The organism is Saccharopolyspora sp. NPDC045839, from assembly GCF_056431645.1.
In genome coordinates this window covers 20903-41785 of the sequence record NZ_JBWKKH010000032.1, presented here as the reverse complement: position 1 = coordinate 41785, position 20883 = coordinate 20903, and the positions used below count along the sequence as shown (strand labels likewise).

At 70.3% G+C, this 20883-nt stretch carries 19 protein-coding genes; 7 read left to right on the top strand and 12 right to left on the bottom strand.

The features are described from left to right. Positions 1-722: 722 nt before the first annotated feature. The 3 genes from AC07EQ_RS33315 to AC07EQ_RS33305 all read right to left on the bottom strand — a co-directional run bounded on the left by AC07EQ_RS33315 (position 723) and on the right by AC07EQ_RS33305 (position 3281). Entirely contained in the window at positions 723-1961 is a 1239-nt protein-coding gene (locus tag AC07EQ_RS33315; protein WP_478391805.1) for an RNA polymerase sigma factor, read from the bottom strand. Further along, complete coding sequence (locus tag AC07EQ_RS33310; RefSeq protein ID WP_132479026.1) at positions 1958-2320, bottom strand: YciI family protein; 363 nt, start codon at positions 2318-2320, stop codon at positions 1958-1960. Before AC07EQ_RS33310 ends, AC07EQ_RS33315 begins: the two co-directional genes overlap by 4 nt. Before the next feature lie 127 nt (positions 2321-2447). Further along, the gene (locus AC07EQ_RS33305) at positions 2448-3281 is read right to left on the bottom strand and encodes an alpha/beta fold hydrolase (RefSeq protein ID WP_478391804.1); all 834 of its coding nucleotides are present in this window, start codon (positions 3279-3281) and stop codon (positions 2448-2450) included. A 99-nt stretch (positions 3282-3380) separates the two neighbouring features. Between AC07EQ_RS33305 and AC07EQ_RS33300 the strand changes: the two genes are divergently transcribed. Further along, entirely contained in the window at positions 3381-3767 is a 387-nt protein-coding gene (locus AC07EQ_RS33300; RefSeq protein WP_478391803.1) for a winged helix-turn-helix transcriptional regulator, read from the top strand. Between the two features lie 124 nt (positions 3768-3891). Here the strand turns inward: AC07EQ_RS33300 and AC07EQ_RS33295 are convergent, their stop codons facing one another. Then, the gene (locus AC07EQ_RS33295; protein WP_478391802.1) at positions 3892-5589 is read right to left on the bottom strand and encodes an adenine deaminase C-terminal domain-containing protein; all 1698 of its coding nucleotides are present in this window, start codon (positions 5587-5589) and stop codon (positions 3892-3894) included. A 233-nt stretch (positions 5590-5822) separates the two neighbouring features. Beyond that, positions 5823-7142 (bottom strand): NCS2 family permease, encoded by a 1320-nt coding sequence (locus AC07EQ_RS33290; RefSeq protein WP_478391801.1) that lies wholly within the window; start codon positions 7140-7142, stop codon positions 5823-5825. A 93-nt stretch (positions 7143-7235) separates the two neighbouring features. Between AC07EQ_RS33290 and AC07EQ_RS33285 the strand changes: the two genes are divergently transcribed. Together AC07EQ_RS33285 and AC07EQ_RS33280 are read left to right on the top strand one after the other, a co-directional pair. Continuing rightward, positions 7236-8213, top strand: a complete 978-nt coding sequence (locus tag AC07EQ_RS33285) for a LacI family DNA-binding transcriptional regulator (RefSeq protein WP_478391800.1) — start codon at positions 7236-7238, stop codon at positions 8211-8213. Positions 8214-8318: 105 nt separating this feature from the next. Next, positions 8319-9473, top strand: a complete 1155-nt coding sequence (locus AC07EQ_RS33280; protein WP_478391799.1) for an aminotransferase class V-fold PLP-dependent enzyme — start codon at positions 8319-8321, stop codon at positions 9471-9473. A gap of 170 nt (positions 9474-9643) precedes the next feature. Here the strand turns inward: AC07EQ_RS33280 and AC07EQ_RS33275 are convergent, their stop codons facing one another. Both AC07EQ_RS33275 and AC07EQ_RS33270 read right to left on the bottom strand, forming a co-directional pair. Next, positions 9644-10255 carry a class I SAM-dependent DNA methyltransferase gene (locus AC07EQ_RS33275; RefSeq protein ID WP_478391798.1) on the bottom strand — a complete coding sequence of 204 codons (612 nt, stop codon included), beginning with the start codon at positions 10253-10255 and terminating at the stop codon, positions 9644-9646. A gap of 78 nt (positions 10256-10333) precedes the next feature. Further along, positions 10334-10990 carry a maleylpyruvate isomerase N-terminal domain-containing protein gene (locus AC07EQ_RS33270; protein WP_478391797.1) on the bottom strand — a complete coding sequence of 219 codons (657 nt, stop codon included), beginning with the start codon at positions 10988-10990 and terminating at the stop codon, positions 10334-10336. Positions 10991-11362: 372 nt separating this feature from the next. Here AC07EQ_RS33270 and AC07EQ_RS33265 point away from each other — a divergent pair, with 372 nt between their 5' ends. Next, positions 11363-12037 (top strand): L-2-amino-thiazoline-4-carboxylic acid hydrolase, encoded by a 675-nt coding sequence (locus tag AC07EQ_RS33265; RefSeq protein WP_478391796.1) that lies wholly within the window; start codon positions 11363-11365, stop codon positions 12035-12037. A 40-nt stretch (positions 12038-12077) separates the two neighbouring features. Here the strand turns inward: AC07EQ_RS33265 and AC07EQ_RS33260 are convergent, their stop codons facing one another. After that, positions 12078-13880, bottom strand: a complete 1803-nt coding sequence (locus tag AC07EQ_RS33260) for an FUSC family protein (RefSeq protein WP_478391795.1) — start codon at positions 13878-13880, stop codon at positions 12078-12080. A 125-nt stretch (positions 13881-14005) separates the two neighbouring features. Then, positions 14006-14338, bottom strand: a complete 333-nt coding sequence (locus AC07EQ_RS33255) for a hypothetical protein (protein WP_478391794.1) — start codon at positions 14336-14338, stop codon at positions 14006-14008. Positions 14339-14347: 9 nt separating this feature from the next. Here AC07EQ_RS33255 and AC07EQ_RS33250 point away from each other — a divergent pair, with 9 nt between their 5' ends. Beyond that, a complete protein-coding gene (locus tag AC07EQ_RS33250) occupies positions 14348-15562 on the top strand; it encodes an eCIS core domain-containing protein (protein ID WP_478391793.1) in 1215 nt (404 codons plus the stop codon). A gap of 33 nt (positions 15563-15595) precedes the next feature. Here the strand turns inward: AC07EQ_RS33250 and AC07EQ_RS33245 are convergent, their stop codons facing one another. Both AC07EQ_RS33245 and AC07EQ_RS33240 read right to left on the bottom strand, forming a co-directional pair. Continuing rightward, positions 15596-15946 (bottom strand): hypothetical protein, encoded by a 351-nt coding sequence (locus tag AC07EQ_RS33245; RefSeq protein ID WP_478391792.1) that lies wholly within the window; start codon positions 15944-15946, stop codon positions 15596-15598. Between the two features lie 28 nt (positions 15947-15974). Continuing rightward, complete coding sequence (locus AC07EQ_RS33240; protein WP_132479048.1) at positions 15975-16256, bottom strand: hypothetical protein; 282 nt, start codon at positions 16254-16256, stop codon at positions 15975-15977. 257 nt (positions 16257-16513) lie between these two features. Here AC07EQ_RS33240 and leuA point away from each other — a divergent pair, with 257 nt between their 5' ends. Continuing rightward, entirely contained in the window at positions 16514-18307 is a 1794-nt protein-coding gene (gene leuA, locus AC07EQ_RS33235; protein WP_478391791.1) for a 2-isopropylmalate synthase, read from the top strand. Positions 18308-18459: 152 nt separating this feature from the next. On the opposite strand, the gene AC07EQ_RS33230 is transcribed toward leuA, so the two are convergent. Continuing rightward, positions 18460-19149, bottom strand: coding sequence for a DedA family protein (locus AC07EQ_RS33230; RefSeq protein ID WP_478391864.1), 690 nt, complete (start codon positions 19147-19149; stop codon positions 18460-18462). Positions 19150-19362: 213 nt separating this feature from the next. Between AC07EQ_RS33230 and AC07EQ_RS33225 the strand changes: the two genes are divergently transcribed. Continuing rightward, a complete protein-coding gene (locus AC07EQ_RS33225; protein ID WP_478391790.1) occupies positions 19363-20526 on the top strand; it encodes a mandelate racemase/muconate lactonizing enzyme family protein in 1164 nt (387 codons plus the stop codon). Positions 20527-20883 lie beyond the last annotated feature (357 nt).

Below are 20883 nucleotides of genomic sequence, written 5' to 3'. Positions count from 1 at the left end.
CTCGTTGCCGACACCGTCCGACTTCTCGACCACGCTTCCCCCAGCCAGTAGATCAACATTCACCCTGGCAGAGGCCGACAACCGCCAATACCCCCAGACTCGTGAACCACCCGCCCGACACAGCACCGCAGCCACGTTCCGCAGATCCAGTCCAATCACCGCGCTCATAGGCGCTGGCCACGCACCGCGCCTGCCTCGTACACCTGGGCTACGCGCGATGTGTGCGTGCTCAGGGCCATCCCTCAGAACCGCTACTCTCCGAACCCAGCCTCCTGGAGTGCGTTGCTGGGCTAGCTCCGAGCGCCGCCTTTCGGCGGAGCTCTCCGAAGCGCGACGCAGGCCAGCACCACCACCGCGACCAACGCCGCCGCCGGGATCAGGCCGAGCAGGGTGTTGCCAGCACCAGCGGCGCGAGCCCCTGCCCCAGCCCGAGCAGGGTCGAGTTCTCGGACATCAGCTGGGCGGCCTGCGTGATGGCGTAGACGAAGACGAGGCGAAGAACAGCTCGAGCGTCGTGACCCGGTGCGTCTCCTCCTCGGTCACGAGCTGCAGTCGGCTGACGGCTGGCATACCGAACCTCCTCACCGTAGAACCGACCGCACGAACCTGTTTCTTCCAAAGGGAAGCCAATACGAGACGGTGCCGGTCGACCCGTGAGTGGTTTTGGGTGTTATAACCCAAAAGTGCGGCCTAATCCTCCCGCGGAGCGGGAAAGCAAGCTCTCAGGCCTGGCCTTTCAATCGGTGGGCGCGCGACGTGAGGTGTCGGCGCTCGGGTGCGCTCGTGGTGCGGCGGGCTGCTTCGCGGTACGCCTCTGCTGCGGCGGCGTGGTCGCCGAGGAGTTCCAGCAGGTGGGCCCGGGTGGAGAAAAGGCGGTGGTGGCGGGCGATCCGATTGTCGGAATCCAGGGTCGCCAGGAGTTCGAGGCCGGCCGCCGGGCCGTGGACCATCGCTGCCGCGACCGCTCGGTTGAGCGTCACCACCGGGTTCGGCCCGGTTCGTTCCAGGAGTTCGTACAGGACCAGGATTTGCGGCCAGTCCGTGTCTTCCGCGCTCTCGGCCTCGTCGTGAACTGCGGCGATGGCCGCCTGGAGCTGGTAAGGGCCGACCTGGCCGCGCGGCAGGGTCCGGCTGATCAGCTCGATGCCCTCGGCGATGAGCCGGTGGTTCCAGCGGCCGCGATCCTGTTCCGCCAGCGGGACAAGTTCGCCGTGCTGGTCGGTGCGCGCCGGACGGCGGGCGTCGGTGAGCAGCATCAGGGCGAGAAGTCCCGCTGTTTCGGTATCTTCGGGCACCAGGCGGTGCAGCAGGCGGGCGAGGCGGATCGCCTCCGTCGACAGCTCCGGGGCCGTCAGGTCCGCGCCGTCCGTCGCGGTGTAACCCTCGTTGAAGATCAGGTACAGCACGTGCCGGACCTCGTCCAACCGCTCGGCGCGGTCGGCTTCCTCGGGCATGGCGAGGGTCGGGCCGGCGGCCTTGATGCCCTGCTTGGCTCGGCTGATGCGCTGCGCCATGGTCGCCTCCGGCACCAGGAATGCGGCGGCGATCTGCGACGTCGTCAGGCCGCCGACCGCGCGCAACGTCAGCGCGACCCGGCTCGCCGAGGACAACGCGGGATGGCAGCAGAGAAACAGCAGGGCCAGGGAATCGTCCCGGTCGGTCTCCGGAGTGCCGTCCGCCGCGTGGCTGAGCAGCGCGGCCTGCGGAGTCGCCAAGGCTTCCTCGCGGCGACGGCGTGCCGCCTCGCTGCGGACCTGGTCCACCAGCTTTCGCGAGGCGACGGTGATCAGCCAGCCCCGCGGGTTCTCCGGCACGCCCGCGTCCGGCCACTGCAGGGCCGCCGCGATCAGCGCCTCCTGCACGGCGTCCTCGCACGAATCGAAGACGCCGTACCGGCGGACGAGCGAGCCGAGGACCTGCGGCGCGAGTTCGCGCAGCAGGTCCTCAACACCGTGGCTCACATGTCCCCCGCGGCCTCGTGCAACACCGGCCACAGCTCGACCGGCTCCGCATCGGCGAACGGCATGTCGGCGGCGATCTCCTGCGCCCGCTCCAGGGATTCGCAGTCGAGCAGGTAGAAGCTCGCGAGGTACTCCTTGGTCTCCAGGTACGGGCCGTCGGTGACCACCGGGGCGCCGTCCTTGCGGCGGATGAGCTGGGCGTTGGCCGCGTCGGCGAGGCCGTAGGCGCCGATCAGCTCGCCCGTCTCGCGGTACTTCTTGTTGAACGCGTCCTGCTTCGCGATCGCCTCGGGCCACTTCTCGGCCGGGTAGGAGTCCCACTTGGCCTGGTTGCCGTAGATCATCGCGACGTACTTCATCTCGGGTGTCCTTCCCGTCCCGCGCGCCCCGTCGGCGCGCTGTCACCCTCTGGTCGGAGCACGCGGCGGATCCTCGACATCCGGGCGCCAACTTTTTCCAACTTTTTCAAACGAGCCGCTGACCAGCCTAAACGCCTGCCAGGAAGGGGATCAGCAGGGACGCCAGGGCTTGGGGGCGGTCGAGCGGGATGATGTGCCCGCAGTCCTCGACGAGGTGCGCCACGAGATCGTCGGCGATCGGGCGCAGCTGGCGTTCGAGGGCGCTGCCGACCGGGTGCGCGCCGATCGCCATGGTCGGCACGGTGAGCCTGGCCGCCGCGACCGCTTCGCGGATCTGGCACGCGCTGGTGGGCATTTCTCGGTAGATCGAGAACGCGCAGCGCAGGGCTTCGCTTCCCGCGTAGGCGGCGACGAACTCGTCCCGGATCTCCTCCGGGATGCCGCGGCCGCGAGTGCCCGTCGTGAGAAACCAGTCGACGTACTGCGCCTCGTGCCCGGCCAGGACGGTTTCCGCGAGCCCGGGGACCGAGTGGAAGCCGAACCACCACGGCGCTCCGCCCGCGAGGAAGTCCTCGGCTCCGGGCAGCGTGCCCAGCAGCGACTCCATGACCACGAGCCGCCGAATCCGCTCGGGTCGCCGCATGGCCAGCAGGAAAGCGGGCGGCGTTCCCGCGTCGATGCCGACCACTGCCGCCGTCTGCTCCCCCAGCGCGTCGAGCAGCGCCTCGGCGTCGGCAGCGAGCGTGCCCGCGTCGTAGCCGTCGGCCGCTTTCGTGCTGGCACCGAGGCCCCGCAGGTCCGGGGCGATGACGCGGTGGCGGGGCGCCAGCCGCGGGATCACCTCGGACCAGAGCCGCCAGGTGTGCGGAAAGCCGTGCAGCAGCAGGACGGCGGGCCCCGCGCCGGCGACCGCCACGTTGACGTCGATGCCGTTGGCCCGGACCCGGGCGATGTCGGGCACGATACCTCCACCAGTGGTTACCATTGGTTACTACAAAACCGTAGGTAACGGCATTCGAGGTGCCAAGACGGCACTTCCACGACAGGTGGTGAGCTCCAGGTGACCGCCCCGAAGGGCAGCCGCGGCGATCTCTTCGACCCCGACTGCCCCACCCGCAGGCTGCTGGACCGTATCGGCACGAAGTGGACGTCGATGGCGGTCAAGGTCCTCGCCGACGCCGATCCCGAAGAAGTGCGCTTCGCCGAACTGCAGCGGCGAATGCCCGGCGTCTCGCAGAAGATGCTGTCCGCGACGCTGCAGAGCCTCACCCGCGACGGCCTGGCCGCCCGCCGCGTGGAACCGACCGTGCCGCCGAAAGTCCACTACCGGCTCACCGATCTGGGCCGCTCGCTCGAAGTGCCGCTGGCGGCGCTCCGGGAATGGGCGGAGGAGCACATGGCCGAGATCGACCGGGCCAACGCGGCGCCGCGATCCGGCGACGGATGAACACTTCTCGCCGCGTCTCTGAATGTGGCGTTTTCGCGCGAAACCGGCGTTCCCCACGCCTGCGGGGCGCCGGTTTCGCGCGAAAACGGCGCCCCGCCGCACCCGAAGGTGCCCGATCGGCGCGTCAGTGGCAGCAGTCGAGGACCTGCGGGGTCCAGTCGCGGGCCAGGACGTCGACCAGGCCGAGATCGGTGATCTTGACGCTCGGCGAGACCGCGAGGGTCAGAGTCGAAACGCTCATGAACGGGTTCGCGTGCCGCCAACCCCAAGCCTCGAGCGCTTCGCGCACTCGGCGGCTGCCCGCCACGATCTCCGCCGTCGGCTCCGCCGACATGACGCCTCCGACGGCCAGCGGCAGCCGCGCCGCCACGCCTCCGGCGTGGGCGACCGCGACGCCGCCGTCGTCGGCCAGCACCGCTTCCGCGGTGGCTCGCATGGCTCGCCGCGTCGTTCCGAGGGTGACGAAGTTGTGGCTGTCGTGGGCGTACGTGGTGGTCAGGGCTCCGTCGCCGAGGGCCATGCCGATGACCGGGACGCACGAAGTGTTGGTGCGGCCGTGGCGGTTGCGCACCCAGAGCAGCGCGACGTGGCCCTCCCACTGCACTTCGCCGTCGACCACGTCGAGCCGCACCTCGGCCGCTTCGGTGTAGGTGTCGACCGGATTCACCCGCAGGGCCCGGAACTTGTGCCGGCCGTCCGGCAGGTCGAGCCGCCAGCGGAACTCGTCCGGCGCGATCTCGTCGATGTGCACGGAACCGGCGAAGGGGTGGTCGGTGACGTCCGGCGCCGGGTAGGCGGCCTCGCCGCCGCGGGCCACCACCGCTCCGCCGGCGATCACCGTGTGCACCGCGAAGTCTGCCAGCTCGCCGTCGAGCAGCAGCAGGTCCGCACGCTTCGACGGCGCCACCACGCCGCGGTCGTACTTGCGGAGGCGCTGGGCCGGGTTCCAGGTCAGCGCGCGCAGGACGTCCAGCGGCGCCAGGCCAGCCGCGACCGCCGTCCGTCCAATGTGGTCCAGGTGGCCCTTCGCGGCGATGTGGTCGGCCGCCAGGTCGTCGGTCACCAGGCACAGCGGCGGCAGCTGCGGCAGCGACGTCAGCGCCGACACGACCTCCGGGATCAGGCACTTCTCCTGCAGCATCACCGTCATGCCCAGGCGCGCCTTCTCGACCGCGACCGCCGGGGCGTTCTTGGTGTGGTCGGAGTCGATGCCGGTGGCCAGGTACTTGCTGAGCTCCTCGCCGGAGAGGTTCGGGCAGTGCCCGTCGAGGATGGTGCCGCGCTCGCGCGCGACCCGGACGATGTCGTGCATCCGCTGGTCACCGGCCACCACGGCCCGGTAGTCCATCACCTCGGCGAGGGCGGAAACGCCGTCCCAGCCGAGGAGTTCGTCGATGTCCTCGGGATCGAGGTGCGCACCCGAGTACTCCATGCCCGCCAGCGCGGGCACGCATGACGGCACGCCCCAGAGCTGGGTCTGCGGGCTGCGCTCGCCGTCCTCGATCATCCAGCGCATCGCGGCCTTGCCCGCAACGTTGACGATCTCGTGCGGGTCGGCGAGCACCGTCGTGGTGCCGCGCGGGAGCGTCAGCCGGGCGAAGGCCGCGGGCGTCGCGAACGAGCTCTCGACGTGCATGTGGGCGTCGATGAAACCCGGGACGACCAGCCTGCCGCCGGCGTCGATCACCTCGGCGGCTTCCGGGCCGGCACCGGGCGGCACGACGCCGCTGATCACCTCGCCGGTCACCAGCACATCGGCGTCGAAGATCTCGCCGGTGAACGTGGAAACCACGCGTCCACCGCTGATCCGCAGGTCGGTCAAGGCAAGGCTCCTCAGGTTTCGTCGGGGTTCGTCGGGTCGGGCCGACCGACGCCGTGGTCCGGACCCACCGCAATTTCCATTGAAATCGAAGGTCCGATTTCCATTGAAGTTGCGGGAAGTTGTCCACAGGCACCGGCGTGTCGGGGTTCGACACGCCGGTGATCCGCAATTTCCATTGAAATTGGACCCACAATTTCAATGGAAATTGCGGAGGGGTGGCGTCGGGGCATCCGCTAGTGGGCGGAGGTGGCGAAGAAGAACACCAGGAACGGCAGCATGATCCACATGCCGAGGTGGACGTCGCGGAACTTGCCCGCCACCACCTTGATCAGCACGTACGCCGTCAGGGCCGCCGCGATGCCGTTGCCGAAGTTGCCCCAGAAGATCGTGCACGCCACCAGCAGCCCGGCCGGGATCGCCTCGGTCAGGTCGGTCATGTCGACCTTCTTGAAGCCCCGCATCATGCTCAGCCCGACCACGACCAGCACCGGCGCGGTCGCAGCCGACGGGATCATCGTGGCGAACGGCGTGAACAGCAGCAGCACCAGGAACAGACCCGCGGTGGTCAGCGACGTCAGCCCGGTGCGGCCACCGGCGTCGGACCCGGCCGCGGACTCCGCGTAGGTGGTCACCGACGGGGCGCCGAACATCGAGCCGCCGGTGATCGCGACCGAGTCGACCAGGAACGTCCGGTTGATGTTCGACTTCTGGCCCTCGCGCTCGGTCAGCCCGATCCGCTCGGTCACCGCCAGGACGACGCCGGTCGCGGAGAACAGCTCCGAGGCGAAGAACGCGAACAGGTACTGCAGGTACTCGGGCCGCAGGGCGCTCCAGAGGTCGATGTGGAACGCGACCGGGCCGACGCCGGCCGGCGCCTCGAACCAGTGATCCGGCAGCTCCGTGACGCCGAGCGGGATGCCGATCAGGGTCAGCACCACGATGCCGATGACGAACGCGCCCGGCACCTTGCGCGCCTGCAGCGCGGCGACCAGCACGATGCCGCCGAGCGCGAGCAGCGGTTCCGGCGAGCTGAGGTCGCCGATCTCCAGCCCGCTCTTGCCCGGTTCGAGCATGCCGGAGAGCTTGAAGCCGATGTAGACGATGAACAGCCCGATGGCGGTGCCGATGGCCACCCGGATGTTCTGCGGGATGACCTTGGCGAGCAGCCCGCGCAGCCCGAGCAGCGACAGCACGAGGATCGCCACGCCGGACCAGAAGACCATGCCCATCGCGATCGGGTACGGCACGTGCTGCTGCTGCACCAGCGTCGCCGCGACCAGCGCGGTTCCGCCGAGCCCTGGCGCGAGCACGAACGGCATGTTGGCGAAGAAACCGACCGCGGCGGTGGCCAGCACGATCGTCAGGATCGTGCCGGTGGTGGCCGCGGCGTGCGGCACGCCGGCCTTGGCGAGCATGCCGGGGATCACCACCACGGCGTAGGCCGACGCGAAGAACATGCTCAGCCCGGCCAGCAGTTCGGTGCGCACCGAGCTGCCGCGTTCGGACAACCGGAACCAGCCGTCCAGCTTCGATCCCGATCTCACGTCGGTCATCAGCGGTATCTCCCCTGGTGAAAGATGCAAGCGCTTGCATTGCAAGCGATTGCAGGGACGATAAGCGGCACGGTATGAAGGTGTCAAAGAGACGTGAGGGAGGACGCGATGGCGCGGCTGGCCGACGTGGCCCGCAAGGCCGGCGTGTCGGTGGCGACCGCGTCGCGCGCGCTGGTGCGGCCGGAGATGGTCGCGGAGCGGACCCGGCAGCGGGTTCGCGACGCGGCGATCGAGCTCGGCTTCCGCTACCACCCGTCGGCCCAGGCGCTGGCCACCGGCCGCAGCAGGCTGCTGGCCATGATCGTCCCGGACCTGACGAACCCGTTCTACGCGACGATCATCGCGGGCGCCCAGCGCGCCGCCGAGGAGGCCGCCAACGACCTGCTGGTCGTGGTCAGCGACGAATCGCCGGAGCGGGAACGAGCCCTGATCGACCGGCTGCGCGACCGGGTCGACGGCTTCGTGGCCATCGCCCCGCGCGGCCCGGCCTCGCTGTTCACCCTCCCGGACGTGCCGATGGTGCTGGTCGACCGGCGGACGCGCGGCGTGCCGTCGGTCGTCATCGACACCCCCGGCGGGCTGCACGAGATGGGCGCGCACCTCGCCGGGCTCGGCCACCGCCGCATCGCCTACCTCGGCGGGCCGCGCGGCTCGTGGGCGGACCCGCGCCGGCTCGACGGCCTGCGCAACGGCTCCGGGCACGAGGTCGTCGCGTTCGGCCCGCTGCCACCGACCTTCGAGGCGGGCAACCGGATCGCCGACGAGCTGGTGGCGAGCGGGTGCACCGCCGCCGTCGCCTACAACAGCGCGCTGTTCATGGGGCTGATGTACCGGCTGGCCACGCTCGGCGTGAAGGTTCCGGAGCAGCTCAGCGTGTGCTGCGCCGACGATCTCGCCGAATTCGGCCTCGCCGTGCCGGAGGCCACCACGCTGCACGTCCCGACCGAGGACGCCGGCGCGGCGGCGGTTCGCACGCTGCTCGGCGTGGTCGACGGGCGGCCGCCGGAGCCGCGGCACCGATCGGTGCCGGTCGAGCTCGTGATCGGCGCGACCACGGCCGCACCCGCCTGAACGGCCCAGGCCACTGGGCCGTGGGCACCACGACTTCCACTGATGTTCGGCTCCTGAGCGCTTCACCCGTTACGGACCGTTGGGTCATGCGGTAAGACTTCACTCGTGTGGACCACCACCCGGCCGACGGCAGAGGCGCTCGATCGGACCGACCCGCTCGCCGATCTGCGTGCCCGCTACGACCTACCGCCCGGTCTGATCCACCTCGACGGCAGCAGCGGCGGCCCGCTGCCGCGCACCACACCCGACCGGCTGCGCCGGTTCGTAGAGCACCGCAGGCAGCCCTACACCGGCCGCGTGTGCGGCGAATCCGAATGGCGCGGCGAAGCGCGGCTCGCGGCGGCGTCGCTCGCGCCGCTGATCGGCGCCGAGGCCGGCGAGATCACCGTCGCCGAGACGGCATCGATCAGCCTGTTCAACACGCTGCTCGCGGCCGCGCGGCTGCGCCCGGGGCGACCGATCCTCGCGGTGGGCCGGGACTGCTTCCCCGCCGACTGCCTGCTGGCCCGGTCGGCGGCCGACTTCATCGGCGGCCGCCTGCACCTGATCCGCAGCAGCGCGGACCTGGCCGAGCTGCCGGCGGACCAGGTCGCGGTGGTCGCCGTGTCGCACACCGACGCGCGGACCGGAGGCGTGCGCGACGCGGCCGCCATCACGGCCGAGGTCCATCGGGCGGGCGCGCTCGCGCTGTGGGAGCTCAGCGGCTCGGCGGGCGCGCTGGACGTGGACTTGCACGGCTGGGACGTGGATTTCGCCATCGGCAGCGGCGACCGCTACCTCGGCGGCGGCTCGAGCGCGCCCGCATACTGCTTCGTCGCCGACCGGCACCGCCACGAGGTGCCGAAGTCCTCCTGCACCGCGGCGGGCGCACTGCCTTCGCTGGGTGACGGGTTCGCGGGCTCCCTGTCGGTCGCCGAGCTGCGATCGGGACTGTCCATCCTGGACGGTGTGTCACCGGCGGCGCTCGCCGCGAAGGCGGCACGGCTGGCGGAGGTCTTCCTCACGCGGCTGGACGACTTCTGCACCGACGCGCAGATCGAAGTCGTGCCGGTGCTCGAAGGGCTGCAGCGCGGCGCGCAGATCAGCCTGCGCCACGACAGGGCCCAGCGGATCGCGGAGGCGCTGTACGACCGCGACGTGCTGGTGGACTACGCCGAGGACGACCTGCTCAAGCTGAGCTTCGCCCCGTCGTGGCTGCGCTACGTGGACGCCTGGGAAGCGGCGGAACAGCTCCACGCGACGCTCCACGAGGTCGGGTAGGCCCCGGGGGCTTTCCAATTTTAGGCAAAATTGGAAAACCTCCTCCCACGCCACGCTCCACGAAGTCGCGCAGGCGGGGCTTCCCAATTTTAGGCAAAATCGGGAAACCTCTTCCCGGCGCCGTCGTTCCGGTGCGGATCAACCAGATCGACGGCGCCGTTCGCGCGGGGCTACTGGTCGGCGCGCACGCGCCGCGCGACGATGGCGGCGTGCGGTCGTCTGCCCGGGTCAACGCGGCTTTCGGTCGCCTCCACCTGGAAACCCGATTCCACGAGACGCTGCGACATCTCCTCGATCGTCCAGAAGTAGGCGGTCGTCACGGCGTGCGGGAACGGTTCGACCTGCGTGCCCTCGAACATGCCGAGCAACAGGCTGCCGCCATCGCACAGGCAGCGTGCGAACTCGTCGAGGATGCGGGGCACGTTCTCGGGGTCGGTGTGGATGATCGAGTACCACGACAGGATCCCGGCCACCGAGCGATCGGGCACACCGAGCCGATCCAGCTCGCCGACGCGGTACGAGACATCGGGAAACCGCGACCGGGCGATCTCGATGAAGCTCGGCACGAGGTCCACGCCCTCGACGTCGCAGCCCTGGCCGCGCAGGAAGTCGGTCCACTGCCCCGGCCCGCACCCCGCGTCGATCATGGGCCCGGACACCTCACCGGCCCACCTGGACATCAACTTCCGGTCCGGCTCGGGCATCCACTCCGCCAAAACGGCCAGATCGGCGTACTCCTCCGCCCGCCGGCCATACGCATCCCGCACATCACTCACCGACACCCGATACTCCCGTCAATGCAACACCCGGTCCCACCGACGACACGGTGAGACCGCACTTCAATATCTACAGTGGACTGATCAGCCGAGGACGAGCGGCAGTTTCGCGGCCAGGTCGCCCAGTTCGGCCTTCTCCGCGTCGGTCGGAGCCCGGCGGCCCGTGCCGATCAGCAGCGCGTCCTCGTCGGAGAACGACGCGGGGAACGCCGTCCCGGCGATCTCCTCCAGCATCTCGCGGGTCCGGGCGAGGCCCTCGGCGGGTGGGCCCGCGGCGTCCGGGAGATGTGCGATCAGGTCGAGGTGGTGCAGGGTCCATTCCAGGACGTACGCGGAGAGGTAGTCGCCCGCGGCGAGCACCATGTCCTGGGTGCTCACGGCGAGTTTCGGATCGGCGAGTTCGGCGGCGCGCCCGGCGGCGGAGCCGACGTCGTCGAGGTGGAACTTCAGCAGCTCCGGCTGCTCGTACGCGGCGGCCAGCCGGACGATCAGCGCGTCCAGCGGGTCGTCGCCGGTTGGCGGCGTGTCGGAGACGGCCCAGTAGGTCACCGCGTCGCGGGTCGGCTCCGCGTCGGCGGGGGTCACGAGGGTGATCAGGACGTCCTGGGCGTCGATGATCAGGTGGCACACCAGGTCTCGCACGAGCCAGCCGGCGCAGCCGGACGGCTGCGCGAAGTCTTCATCGGCGAGTTCGGCGACCGCCGTCCGCAACGCCGCCCAAGAGCGCGAGAAGAGATCCACGGCCGCAAGCTATCAGCGCGCGGGCCGCCCTGCGACCGAATTCGCCCCCGCCACAAATGCCTTGCCGGTGAACGGGATTCGGTTGCGCCGAGACCAGTTCGGCGACTCCGTCCAGGAGGCGTGGCAGCCCGGACTCACCCGATCACCGTGCTCACCACCGGCGCCCGGTCCGAGGGCTGACGGACTCCGGAAAATCCGCTGACAAGCGCATGATCGTCGTGGGAAAGTGGTCGGGTCAACATCAATTGAAGTTCGTCAGCGCTTGGTGGTCGGTGGAGTGCGCTGGCGTGCTCGCTCGGTTGCGGGCACGACCAGCTTGCCGCCAGGCGTGCTGCGTCGTCCCGGGGCCGGGCCCCATCCGGAAGGACGACCATGACCACCGACGAATTCGGCCTCGCCGCGGGCGACTACGTGCCGAACCCGGACCGCGACACGGCCGTGCTGCTCGACGGCTTCTTCGGGCACCTCGCCGAGACCATTCGCGAACACTCGCTGCCCGCCGACCTGGTCGCCGGCATTCGGCTCCGGCACGAGGCATTGGAGACGGCCGACCAGCACCTGGTAGTCGACGAACCGGCGCGCTACAACCTCCGCCTGACCTTGGCGTTGGTGGCCGCTTACGAGATCCTGCGGCCCCGGTTGGGACGCGCAGCCGCCATCGGTGCCGCGCGAGCCGCCCTCATCGAGCCGCTGAGCGAGACCGTGCGAGCCGGGACCAGGGCCGTGCTCGACTCCGCTGCGGACCCGTTCCGGGCAATGGTCGACCTGTCGAAGTCCCGGGAGCAGCACGCGTTCGGCGCGGGGTTCGCGTTCCACCACCCCGTTGACGACGACCGGTGCTACCAATCGCACGTGCACCGCTGCTTCTATCACGAGGTGCTGGTCGCCAACTCCGCGCCGGAACTCACCCCGGCGATGTGCGCCTTCGACCAGAACTGGATCGAAGCGATCGACCCGGACCGGCACGGGTTCCGGTTCGATCGCGCCACGACCATCGGTCTTGGCGGCACGCACTGCCCGTTCCACTTCACACGCATCGACGGCTGAGGACCCGTGAGCGCTTCGGGGCCACGACATCCCGAAGCGCTCACGGCCCGGCGAGGCTCGCGTAGGTGCGCTCCAGCTCGTCGCGCAGTACGGCCGGGGGCACCGGGTCGCTGCGCAGTTGCCGGGTCGTGGTGCGCATGGCGGACACCAGGCGCTGGGCCCGCTGGAGGTCCTGGGAATCGTCGAGGACCGCCTTCTCGGTCGCCGCGTCGACCACCCGTTCCAGCACGATGATCGTCGGCCACCAGCGCTCGGCTTCGGCCGCCGCCGTGGGGTCCATCAGCTGCTGCTGGAGGGCCGCGCGGAGCTCCGCCAGCTGGCGGTAGGTGCGGCGGCGGAGGGCCGGGCGGCCGTGGCGGACTCCCGCGAGCGACTGGGACACGTACTCCGAGACCGCCTCCACCGCGTCGGCGAACCGGCTCGGCAGCGCCGGTCGCCGGTGCAACGGCCGCAGCAGGAAACCGCCGGCCAGGACGATCGCGCAGCCGACGACCGTGTCCACCAGCCGGGCCGCCGGGAAGAACTGCGCGCTCTGGCTCATCTGCAGCAGCACCAACGCCGTCATGACCGCGGTGAACAGGCCGTAATGCCTGCTGAGCGCCTCGGGCAGCTTCGCGGCCAGCGCGACCATGAACGGCAGCAGCCACCAGCCGGTCGGCACGAGCGCGATCAGCGCCGATGCGACGAGCACGCCGATCACGGTGCCCGCCGCGCGCAGCACGGTGCGGGCGAAGACCGAGCCCGAGTTCGGCTTCAGCACCAGCGCGACCGTCAGCGCGATCCAGTACGGCTCGTCCATGCCCGTCGCCAGCCCGATCCCCTCCGCGAGCGCCAGGCACAGCAGCATCCGGCACACCTGCGCCCAGGTGGAGCGGCCGAAGGTCAGCGGGAAGCGCTCGCGGTGATCGCCGGAAACCGGCGGGAGCTTCGCGCGCCGGAACGCGGCGACCAGGTCCGCGATGCCCCGGTCCAGGGCGCGTACCAGCGGTGATTCGTCGGAACCGGGCCGGTAGGGCGGCGGGAGGTCGCCGGTTCGCATGCAGCGCGCCAGCTCGCGCAGCGCTTCGCGAGCCCGCTCCGGCGGCTGCTTTCCGCTGTGCGCAAGGGAAACCGATGCTTCGACGATCGGCGTGGCGTAGGTGTAGACGAGGTAGAGGCGGTCGCGCACGCGGCTGCGTGACATCGATCCTCCGCTCACGAGCACGTCGTGCGCGTTGTCCAGCGCCTTCGTCAGGTTCTGCCGAGCGGTGATCGGCGACTCGGCGTCGAACATGCGCAGCGTCGCGTCGAAGACCGCCGCGACCGCGCCGCGAGCCGGCGCCGTGCCCCGGAACGGCCAGGTGGCGGCGATGATCGCGAGCACCACCAGCTCACCGGCGAAGAACCACCAGACCTGCGTGCCGAGCGGCAGCGCCGAGCGCTGACCGGTCGCGACCACGCAGAACGTCAGCATGTGCGCACCGCCGGACGACCAGAGATCGCCCATCCGGCTGGAAAGCACCGACGGCACCGCCACCGCGAGCACGATCGCCGCCGCAAACCACGGTCCCGGCGCGGCGGCCCCGGCCGCGAACCCGAGCGCGCCGAGGATCGCGGCCAGGCCCACCCGGCGCAGCCGGTACCCGTAGGAGCCGGTCAGGTCGGAGAAGCTCGCGCACAGCGCGCCGACCGAGGCGAGCACGGCCTCATCGATCCGGCCGGTCAGCAGGCCCGCGACCTGCGGAAGCCCCACCCCGATGCTCGCAGCGCACGCGCGGGTCCAGTCCGCCGGAATCGGCGCCGGCCGCAACATCCGCAACAGCCAGGGCGGCAACAAGGTGATGGGGAGCGCTCGGGTCGTCACACGCACATCCCTCCGGTGCTTGGGGACACGCGCTCCACGCCGAGCGGCATTGGGTTGCACCCGATTGTCACGCGCCGGAAGCCGTCGCACCGCCGAACGCCACCGGCGTCACACCTTGCGGTCGATCACATCCGGCCGAGGAGCAGCGAATTCGACCGGAGCTCGGGCGACGGGGCAGCGGCAGGGGCAGGACGGGCACCAGCACTGCCCTCGATGCTGCCCGCCCGACCCGTCCGCCGGACGAACCGGGCGAGCAGCCTGGCCAGAGGCACGATCTGCGGAGGGGGTTCGGGGTGCGCGCGCACGAGCAGCGAGACGATCACGTCGGTCAGGCGGCTAGGACGCCGTCCCCGGCCGAGTCCCACCGGCCAGGGACTGGCCCGCTGACCCCTCAAGCGGTTCTCGCCCTGCAACGCGCCCTGGGCAATGCCGCCGTCAGCAGGCTGCTCGGCGATCATCCCCAGCAGGTGCAGCGCTCCACCGTCGACGCGGTCTTGCGCTCGCCCGGAAAACCCCTCGACGACGGGATCCGGGAGGAGATGGAGGCACGGCTGGGCGCCGACTTCGCCGACGTCCGCGTCCACAACGACGGCGCATCCCAGCGCTCGGCGGCCGAGATCGACGCCCGCGCCTACACCTCCGGCAACCACGTCGTCCTCGGCTCGGACGAGGTCGACAAGCACACCCTCGCCCACGAGCTGACCCACGTCATCCAGCAGCGCCAGGGCCCGGTGGCGGGCACGGACCGCGGCGACGGGCTGGCGATCAGCGATCCGGCGGACCACTTCGAGCGGGCTGCCGAGGCCAACGCCTCCAGCGCGCTGGCCAAACCCGTACCGGCGCAACGGGACGTCGCGCCGGTGTCTCCCGGCCCGGCGCGACCGGCAGTCCAGCGGGCGACGGACGACGAAGCCGCGCCCGATTCCAACTGGCCCGGGGCCTGGGCCAAGGAGATCGCCGATCTCTCGCAAGGCAACCACCTGCTGGGGCCGGGCAACGGGAACATCAAGAGATTGCCGGACGCGATCAAAACCGAGGTCTTGGCGCTGGCCGCGGATTTCGTCCGCACGCTGCAGGATCCGGAACAGCCCGCGAAAGACGCGAAGGCAAAGCTCCTGGAAATGTTCGACGCCGCTCGCACCGACAAGGACCGCGAGCAACTGGCGAAGCTGCCGGGAGGCGACAGGCCGGGGCTCCTCGGCCCCAGCCGCTTCCCATCGAGCACGTACAACGACCTGCACGAACTGATCAACGCCAAGCGCCTCTGGCTGGCCGACGACCACAGCCTGGGCCCGTGGCCGTTCGACGCAGCCGCGAAGAAACCGGACTACGTCGTCGGCGAGAGCGACGCCGACGGCCGGACCGCAGAGGAGTTCTACGAGAGCACCCGGGATGTCGGCGACCACGTGAAGGTGACCGGGAAGAACAACCTCCCCGCCGTGGTCAGCGATTTCGGGAAGAACGTCAAATCGAAGATCAGCACCTACGACGGGAAGGGGGTCCGGGTCGTCGTGGACCTCACCGACAACGCGGTGCTGCACGAATCCTACGAGGGCGATCTCTCCGCCCTCCTCGAGAAGGAGCTCTCGAACATCAATCCCGACCTGCGCGACCGGCTCCTGGGCGTCGACGCCATCACGCCCCAGCGCGTCCTCACCTTCCGGCCGCCCTTCGGCGGGTGAAACCCCGGGAAGACGAACGTCCGAAGTGGACTATCAGGCGATGGCGCGGAGGATGCGGACCGCCATCGCCGTGGCGATCAGCCAGAACAGGGCCGCTATCCCGTAGTTGATCGCCACCGCGAGCTTCGGATCGTCCGGCATGAACAGGTCCTCGAAGCCCAGCGCCAGCGGCTCCGCCCAGGACGCCACGAACTTGGCGATGCCGTTGTCCGGGTTGGCGCCGCCGATGGCGAACACCACGTGGATCGCCAGCAGCGCGGCACCCGCGTTGCCGACCCAGCGGACCACGTTGCTGAGCACGCCGACGACCCGGGCCCGGGCCCGTCGCAGGTCAGCGCGACGCACACCGCTCTCGTGCGCGTCCGCGCTCACGTCTTCCGCCACGATCTCCAGTGTGGCACGACCGGGGCGGTCAACCGAACATTCGTGCCAGCAGCCCGCCCACCAGCACCCAGAACACCGCCGCCAGGCCGTAGTCGAGCAGCACCTGCAACACCTCGGCCGGCGCCTGCACCAGGCCGGGGAAGAACAACGCCAGCGGCTCGGCCGCCTGCGCCACGGACCTGGCCAGCCCGTTCTCCGCCGGGAAGCCGGTCACCACGAACAGGATGTGCAGCACCAGCATCGCGGCGAGCAGGAAGCCCGCACCGTTGATCAGCGTCGCGACCCCGGATCGCCCCTTCTTCGCCGCCATCGACCCTCCCCTTGATCCACCGACCACTCTGCCAGGCGGATCCGATCTCGGGCGAGAGAAGATCGTGACGTGTCACTTCCCACGATGTGGAAGGGGTGCTTGCATTTCGGGCCACTACTGCGGTTAGCCTAGTTCCGTGGCTCGCGTTCTCCTGCTTCGAAGCCGCGACGGGGTCTCCTAGACCGGCCCCTCGTCGCGGGGTTCGAACGCGCCGGTCGTCGGTCCAGACCCGGTAATCGAGCAGGAGAACCTTTCGGATGAGCACCAACACGCCCGACTCCCAGGCCCCCTTCGGCGGCAAGGTGCGGAAGCCGTCCCGGCCCGCCCCCGCCGACCAGCAGCCGTGGAACCCGCAGCTGGGCAGCTCGATGCCCTACCACCGCTACCGCCCCTTCCACGAGCTGGTCGAGAACGTATCCCTGCCCGACCGGACCTGGCCCGACAAGCGGATCACCAAGGCCCCGCTGTGGTGCGCGGTCGACCTGCGCGACGGCAACCAGGCGCTGATCGACCCGATGTCGCCCGCCCGCAAGCGCCGCATGTTCGACCTGCTGGTGCAGATGGGCTACAAGGAGATCGAGGTCGGCTTCCCCGCCGCCAGCCAGACCGACTTCGACTTCGTCCGCGAGATCATCGAAGACGGCGCGATCCCCGACGACGTCCGCATCCAGGTGCTCACCCAGTGCCGCCCCGAGCTGATCGAGCGGACCTTCCAGTCGCTGGAAGGCGCGCCGCAAGCGATCGTGCACATCTACAACTCGACGTCGATCCTGCAGCGCCGCGTGGTGTTCCGCGAGGAGCGCGAGGGCATCAAGAAGATCGCCACCTCGGCCGCCGAGATGGCCGTGGAACTGGCCGGCAAGTACTCCGACACCGACTTCCGCTTCCAGTACTCCCCGGAGTCCTACACCGGCACCGAGCTGTCCTACGCCGCCGAGGTGTGCGACGCGGTCACCGAGATCTGGCAGCCCACCCCGGAGCGGCCGGTGATCCTGAACCTGCCCGCCACCGTCGAGATGGCCACCCCGAACGTCTACGCCGACTCCATCGAGTGGATGCACCGGAACCTGGCCCGGCGCGACTCCGTGATCCTGTCGCTGCACCCGCACAACGACCGCGGCACCGGCATCGCCGCCGCCGAGCTGGGCTACCAGGCCGGCGCGGACCGCATCGAGGGCTGCCTGTTCGGCAACGGCGAGCGCACCGGCAACGTCGACCTGGTGGCGCTGGGCATGAACCTGTTCAGCCAGGGCATCGACCCGCAGATCGACTTCTCCGACATCGACTACGTCAAGCGCACCGTCGAGCACTGCAACCAGCTGCCCGTGGCGGAGCGGCACCCGTGGGGCGGCGAGCTGGTCTACACGGCCTTCTCCGGCAGCCACCAGGACGCCATCAACAAGGGCCTGGACGCGCTGCACGACGCGGCGAACCAGGCCGGCACCCCGGTGGACGACCACCCGTGGGAGGTGCCGTACCTGCCGATCGACCCGAAGGACGTCGGCCGCACCTACGAGGCCGTGATCCGGGTCAACTCGCAGTCCGGCAAGGGCGGCGTCGCCTACATCATGAAGACCGAGCACCAGCTGGAGCTGCCGCGCAAGCTGCAGATCGAGTTCTCCAAGGTGGTGCAGGCGCACACCGACTCCGAGGGTGGCGAGGTCAGCCCGACGGCGATGTGGTCGGCGTTCTCCAGCGAATACCTGGAGGCCACCGCGCCGCTGAAGCTGGTCCGGCAGCGCGCCGCCGGCGAGAACGGCAACGAGTCCATCACCGCCACCGTCGTCGTGGACGGCGAGGAGCAGGAGATCACCGGCACCGGCAACGGCCCGGTCTCGGCCTTCGTCGACGCGCTGAGCAGCATCGGCTACGACGTGCGGGTCATGGACTACCACGAGCACGCGCTGACCGCCGGTGACGACGCGCGCGCCGCGGCCTACCTGGAGTGCGCGGTGGGCGACGAGATCTTCTGGGGCGTCGGCGTCGACACCTCGACGATCACCGCGATGCTGCGCGCGGTGGTATCCGCGGTGAACCGCGCCAACCGCTGACCGACGCAACGCGAACGGCCCGTTCACCCCGCCTACCGGGGCGAACGGGCCGTTCACTCCAGTTCGCCCGGGGTGCGGAAACGGCGGCGAGCTGTCACGGAGCGTCACGTGCGGGGTCACCCCGGCTGGCGTTTTCGCGCGAAAACGGCGCCTCAGCGCACCGGGGCGTCGGTCTCTGGCTCGGCGCCTTCGGCCTTCGCCGATTCGCCGGTTTCGTCCGAGATCTCGGCCTCTTCCAGCTCCGCCTCGTCCTCTCGCTCCGCGCGGCGGCGGACGAAGCGCACGATCAGCCAGCCGATGAGGACGGTGACCAGCAGCGCCACCCACGAGAAGCGGTGGAACCACTGCCCGGCGACCACGCCGAAGATGTAGGACAGGGTCGTCACCGTGCCCGCCCACGCGATGCCGCCCGTGGCGTTCGCGATCAGGAACTTGCGGTACGGCATGCCCAGGATGCCCGCCAGCGGACCGGCGAGGATGCGCAGCAGCGCCACGAACCGGCCGCCGAACACCGCCCACGCGCCGTAGCGGTCGAACGCGCGTTCCGCCTGGCGCACCGGTTTCGGCCCGAAGTGCTTCGGCAGCTTGCGACCGAGCCAGCCCAGCAGCGTGCGGCCGTAGCGCTTGCCGACCGCGTAGCCGACCGAGTCACCGATGATCGCGCCGCTCGCGGCGACGATGCCGAGCACGACCGGATTGGCCACGCCCTGCGACGCCGCCACCCCGGCACTGACGAGCATGATCTCGCCGGGCAGCGGGATCCCCACGCTCTCCAACCCGATGATCAGCCCGACCACCAGATAGATCACCCCAGGGGGGATCGTGTCCAGCCACTCGATCATGTACGTCCATTCCGGTCCGAGAACGCGTCGCGCGGTCGCCGAAACGACCGGCGCCATCGGCCAGGGTACGTACCGGGGCCGGTTTGGTGTCATCGACGACGCAGAAGACGGCCGCATCTTTGGCGGAGCACAGCGGATGGTGTGACGGTAGCCACACAGCAGTCGCGAGCGGCCTGGGGAGGTGTCGCCCGCGATGCCCTGGGGGAGGGCGTTTTGCGCATCATCGGCATCCGCAGCATCCCGGTCGCAGTGCCATTCGACACCGCCGAGAGGTGGGCCACCGGCAGCCGCCGCGGCCTGGTCAGCGTGCTGATCGAGATCGACACCGACGAAGGCATCACCGGCCTCGGCGAGGCCCCGGCGTACCCGTCGGCCGAGATCGTGCTCGCCGCGCTGCGCTGGGTCGAGCGGTTCGCCATCGGCGAGGACCCGTTCCACACCGAACGCATCGCGAAGCTGATCGACGTCACCGGCACCTCGAACCACGCGGGCACCACCGGCCCCGCGACGGCCGCCATCGACATGGCCTGCTGGGACATCGTCGGCAAGGCCTGCGACCAACCGCTGGTCAACCTCTTCGGCGGCCCGCTGCGCGAGGAGGTCGAATACCTGCACTACGTCCCGGCGGGCCCGCCGGAGTGGATGCGGGAGCAAGCCGTGCGGGGCGCCGCGGCGGGCTTCGAGAGCTTCTACGTCAAGGTCGGCGCCGCCGAGCAGGCCACCGACGTCGCACGGGTGGCCGCGGTCCGCGACGGCATCGGCGCCGGGGCCGCGCTGCGGATCGACGCCGACGGGGCGTGGTCGCCCGCCGCCGCGCTCCGCGCCCTGCGCGCGCTGGAGCCCTACGACATCGAGTTCGCCGAGCAACCGGTCTCCGGCCGGAACCTGCCGGAGATGGCCCGGTTGCGCGCCCGCACGGGCGTGCCGCTGCTCGCCGACGCGGCGTCGCGCACGCGGCACGACCAGCTGGACGTGATCAGGCAGGGCGCGGCGGACGCGATCTCGGCGGACAACGTGCTGGACGGCGGCCTGCTGAACCTGAAGCGCTCGGCCGGGATCGGCGAGGCCGCGGGCATCCCGGTCGTCAAGCAGAGCCTCGGCGAACTGGGCGTGGCGACGTGCGCCGCGGCCCACCTGATCGCCGCCACCCCGGGATTCCCCTGCGCCAACCAGTCCTACGGCCGGTTGCTCGCCGACGACGTGGTCGAGGACGGGCCGCTGCGCTATCCGGGTGGTCGGCTGCACCTGCCGGACCGACCGGGCATCGGGGTCCGGCTGGATCGCGACCGGTTGGCCCGGTACGCGGAGTTGTACCAGGTCGCGGGGCACGAGTACGGCTTCACCGAACCGCCGGGAGGGACCGAACCGCCGGCCTGAATACACCAGAAGTCGTATTCCGCTGAGCCGAGGATCGGCGTCCGGTCCGGTGAACACACTCGACCAAAGATGGTATTGCGCTTTCCTCCGAGTCGGCACCATTGATGACGTCGCGGGATGCCAGGCGACGCCCCTGGGGAACACGGGGACAGGGGGAGACGGGCCGGAGACGGGGGAAACGTCGGGGACGCCGGCCCCTCCCCCTGTTCCTCCTTTTTTTAATTCCGGACTCACCTTGCGTGGCGGTGCGGGTAGCGGAACCTCAGGGGCCTTCTCGCTGTGGGATCCCCGACTCATGAATGACCAATTCACCACGTCGGGGCTGTCCTCGCGAGAAGGCCCCTGAGAACCCGCGGC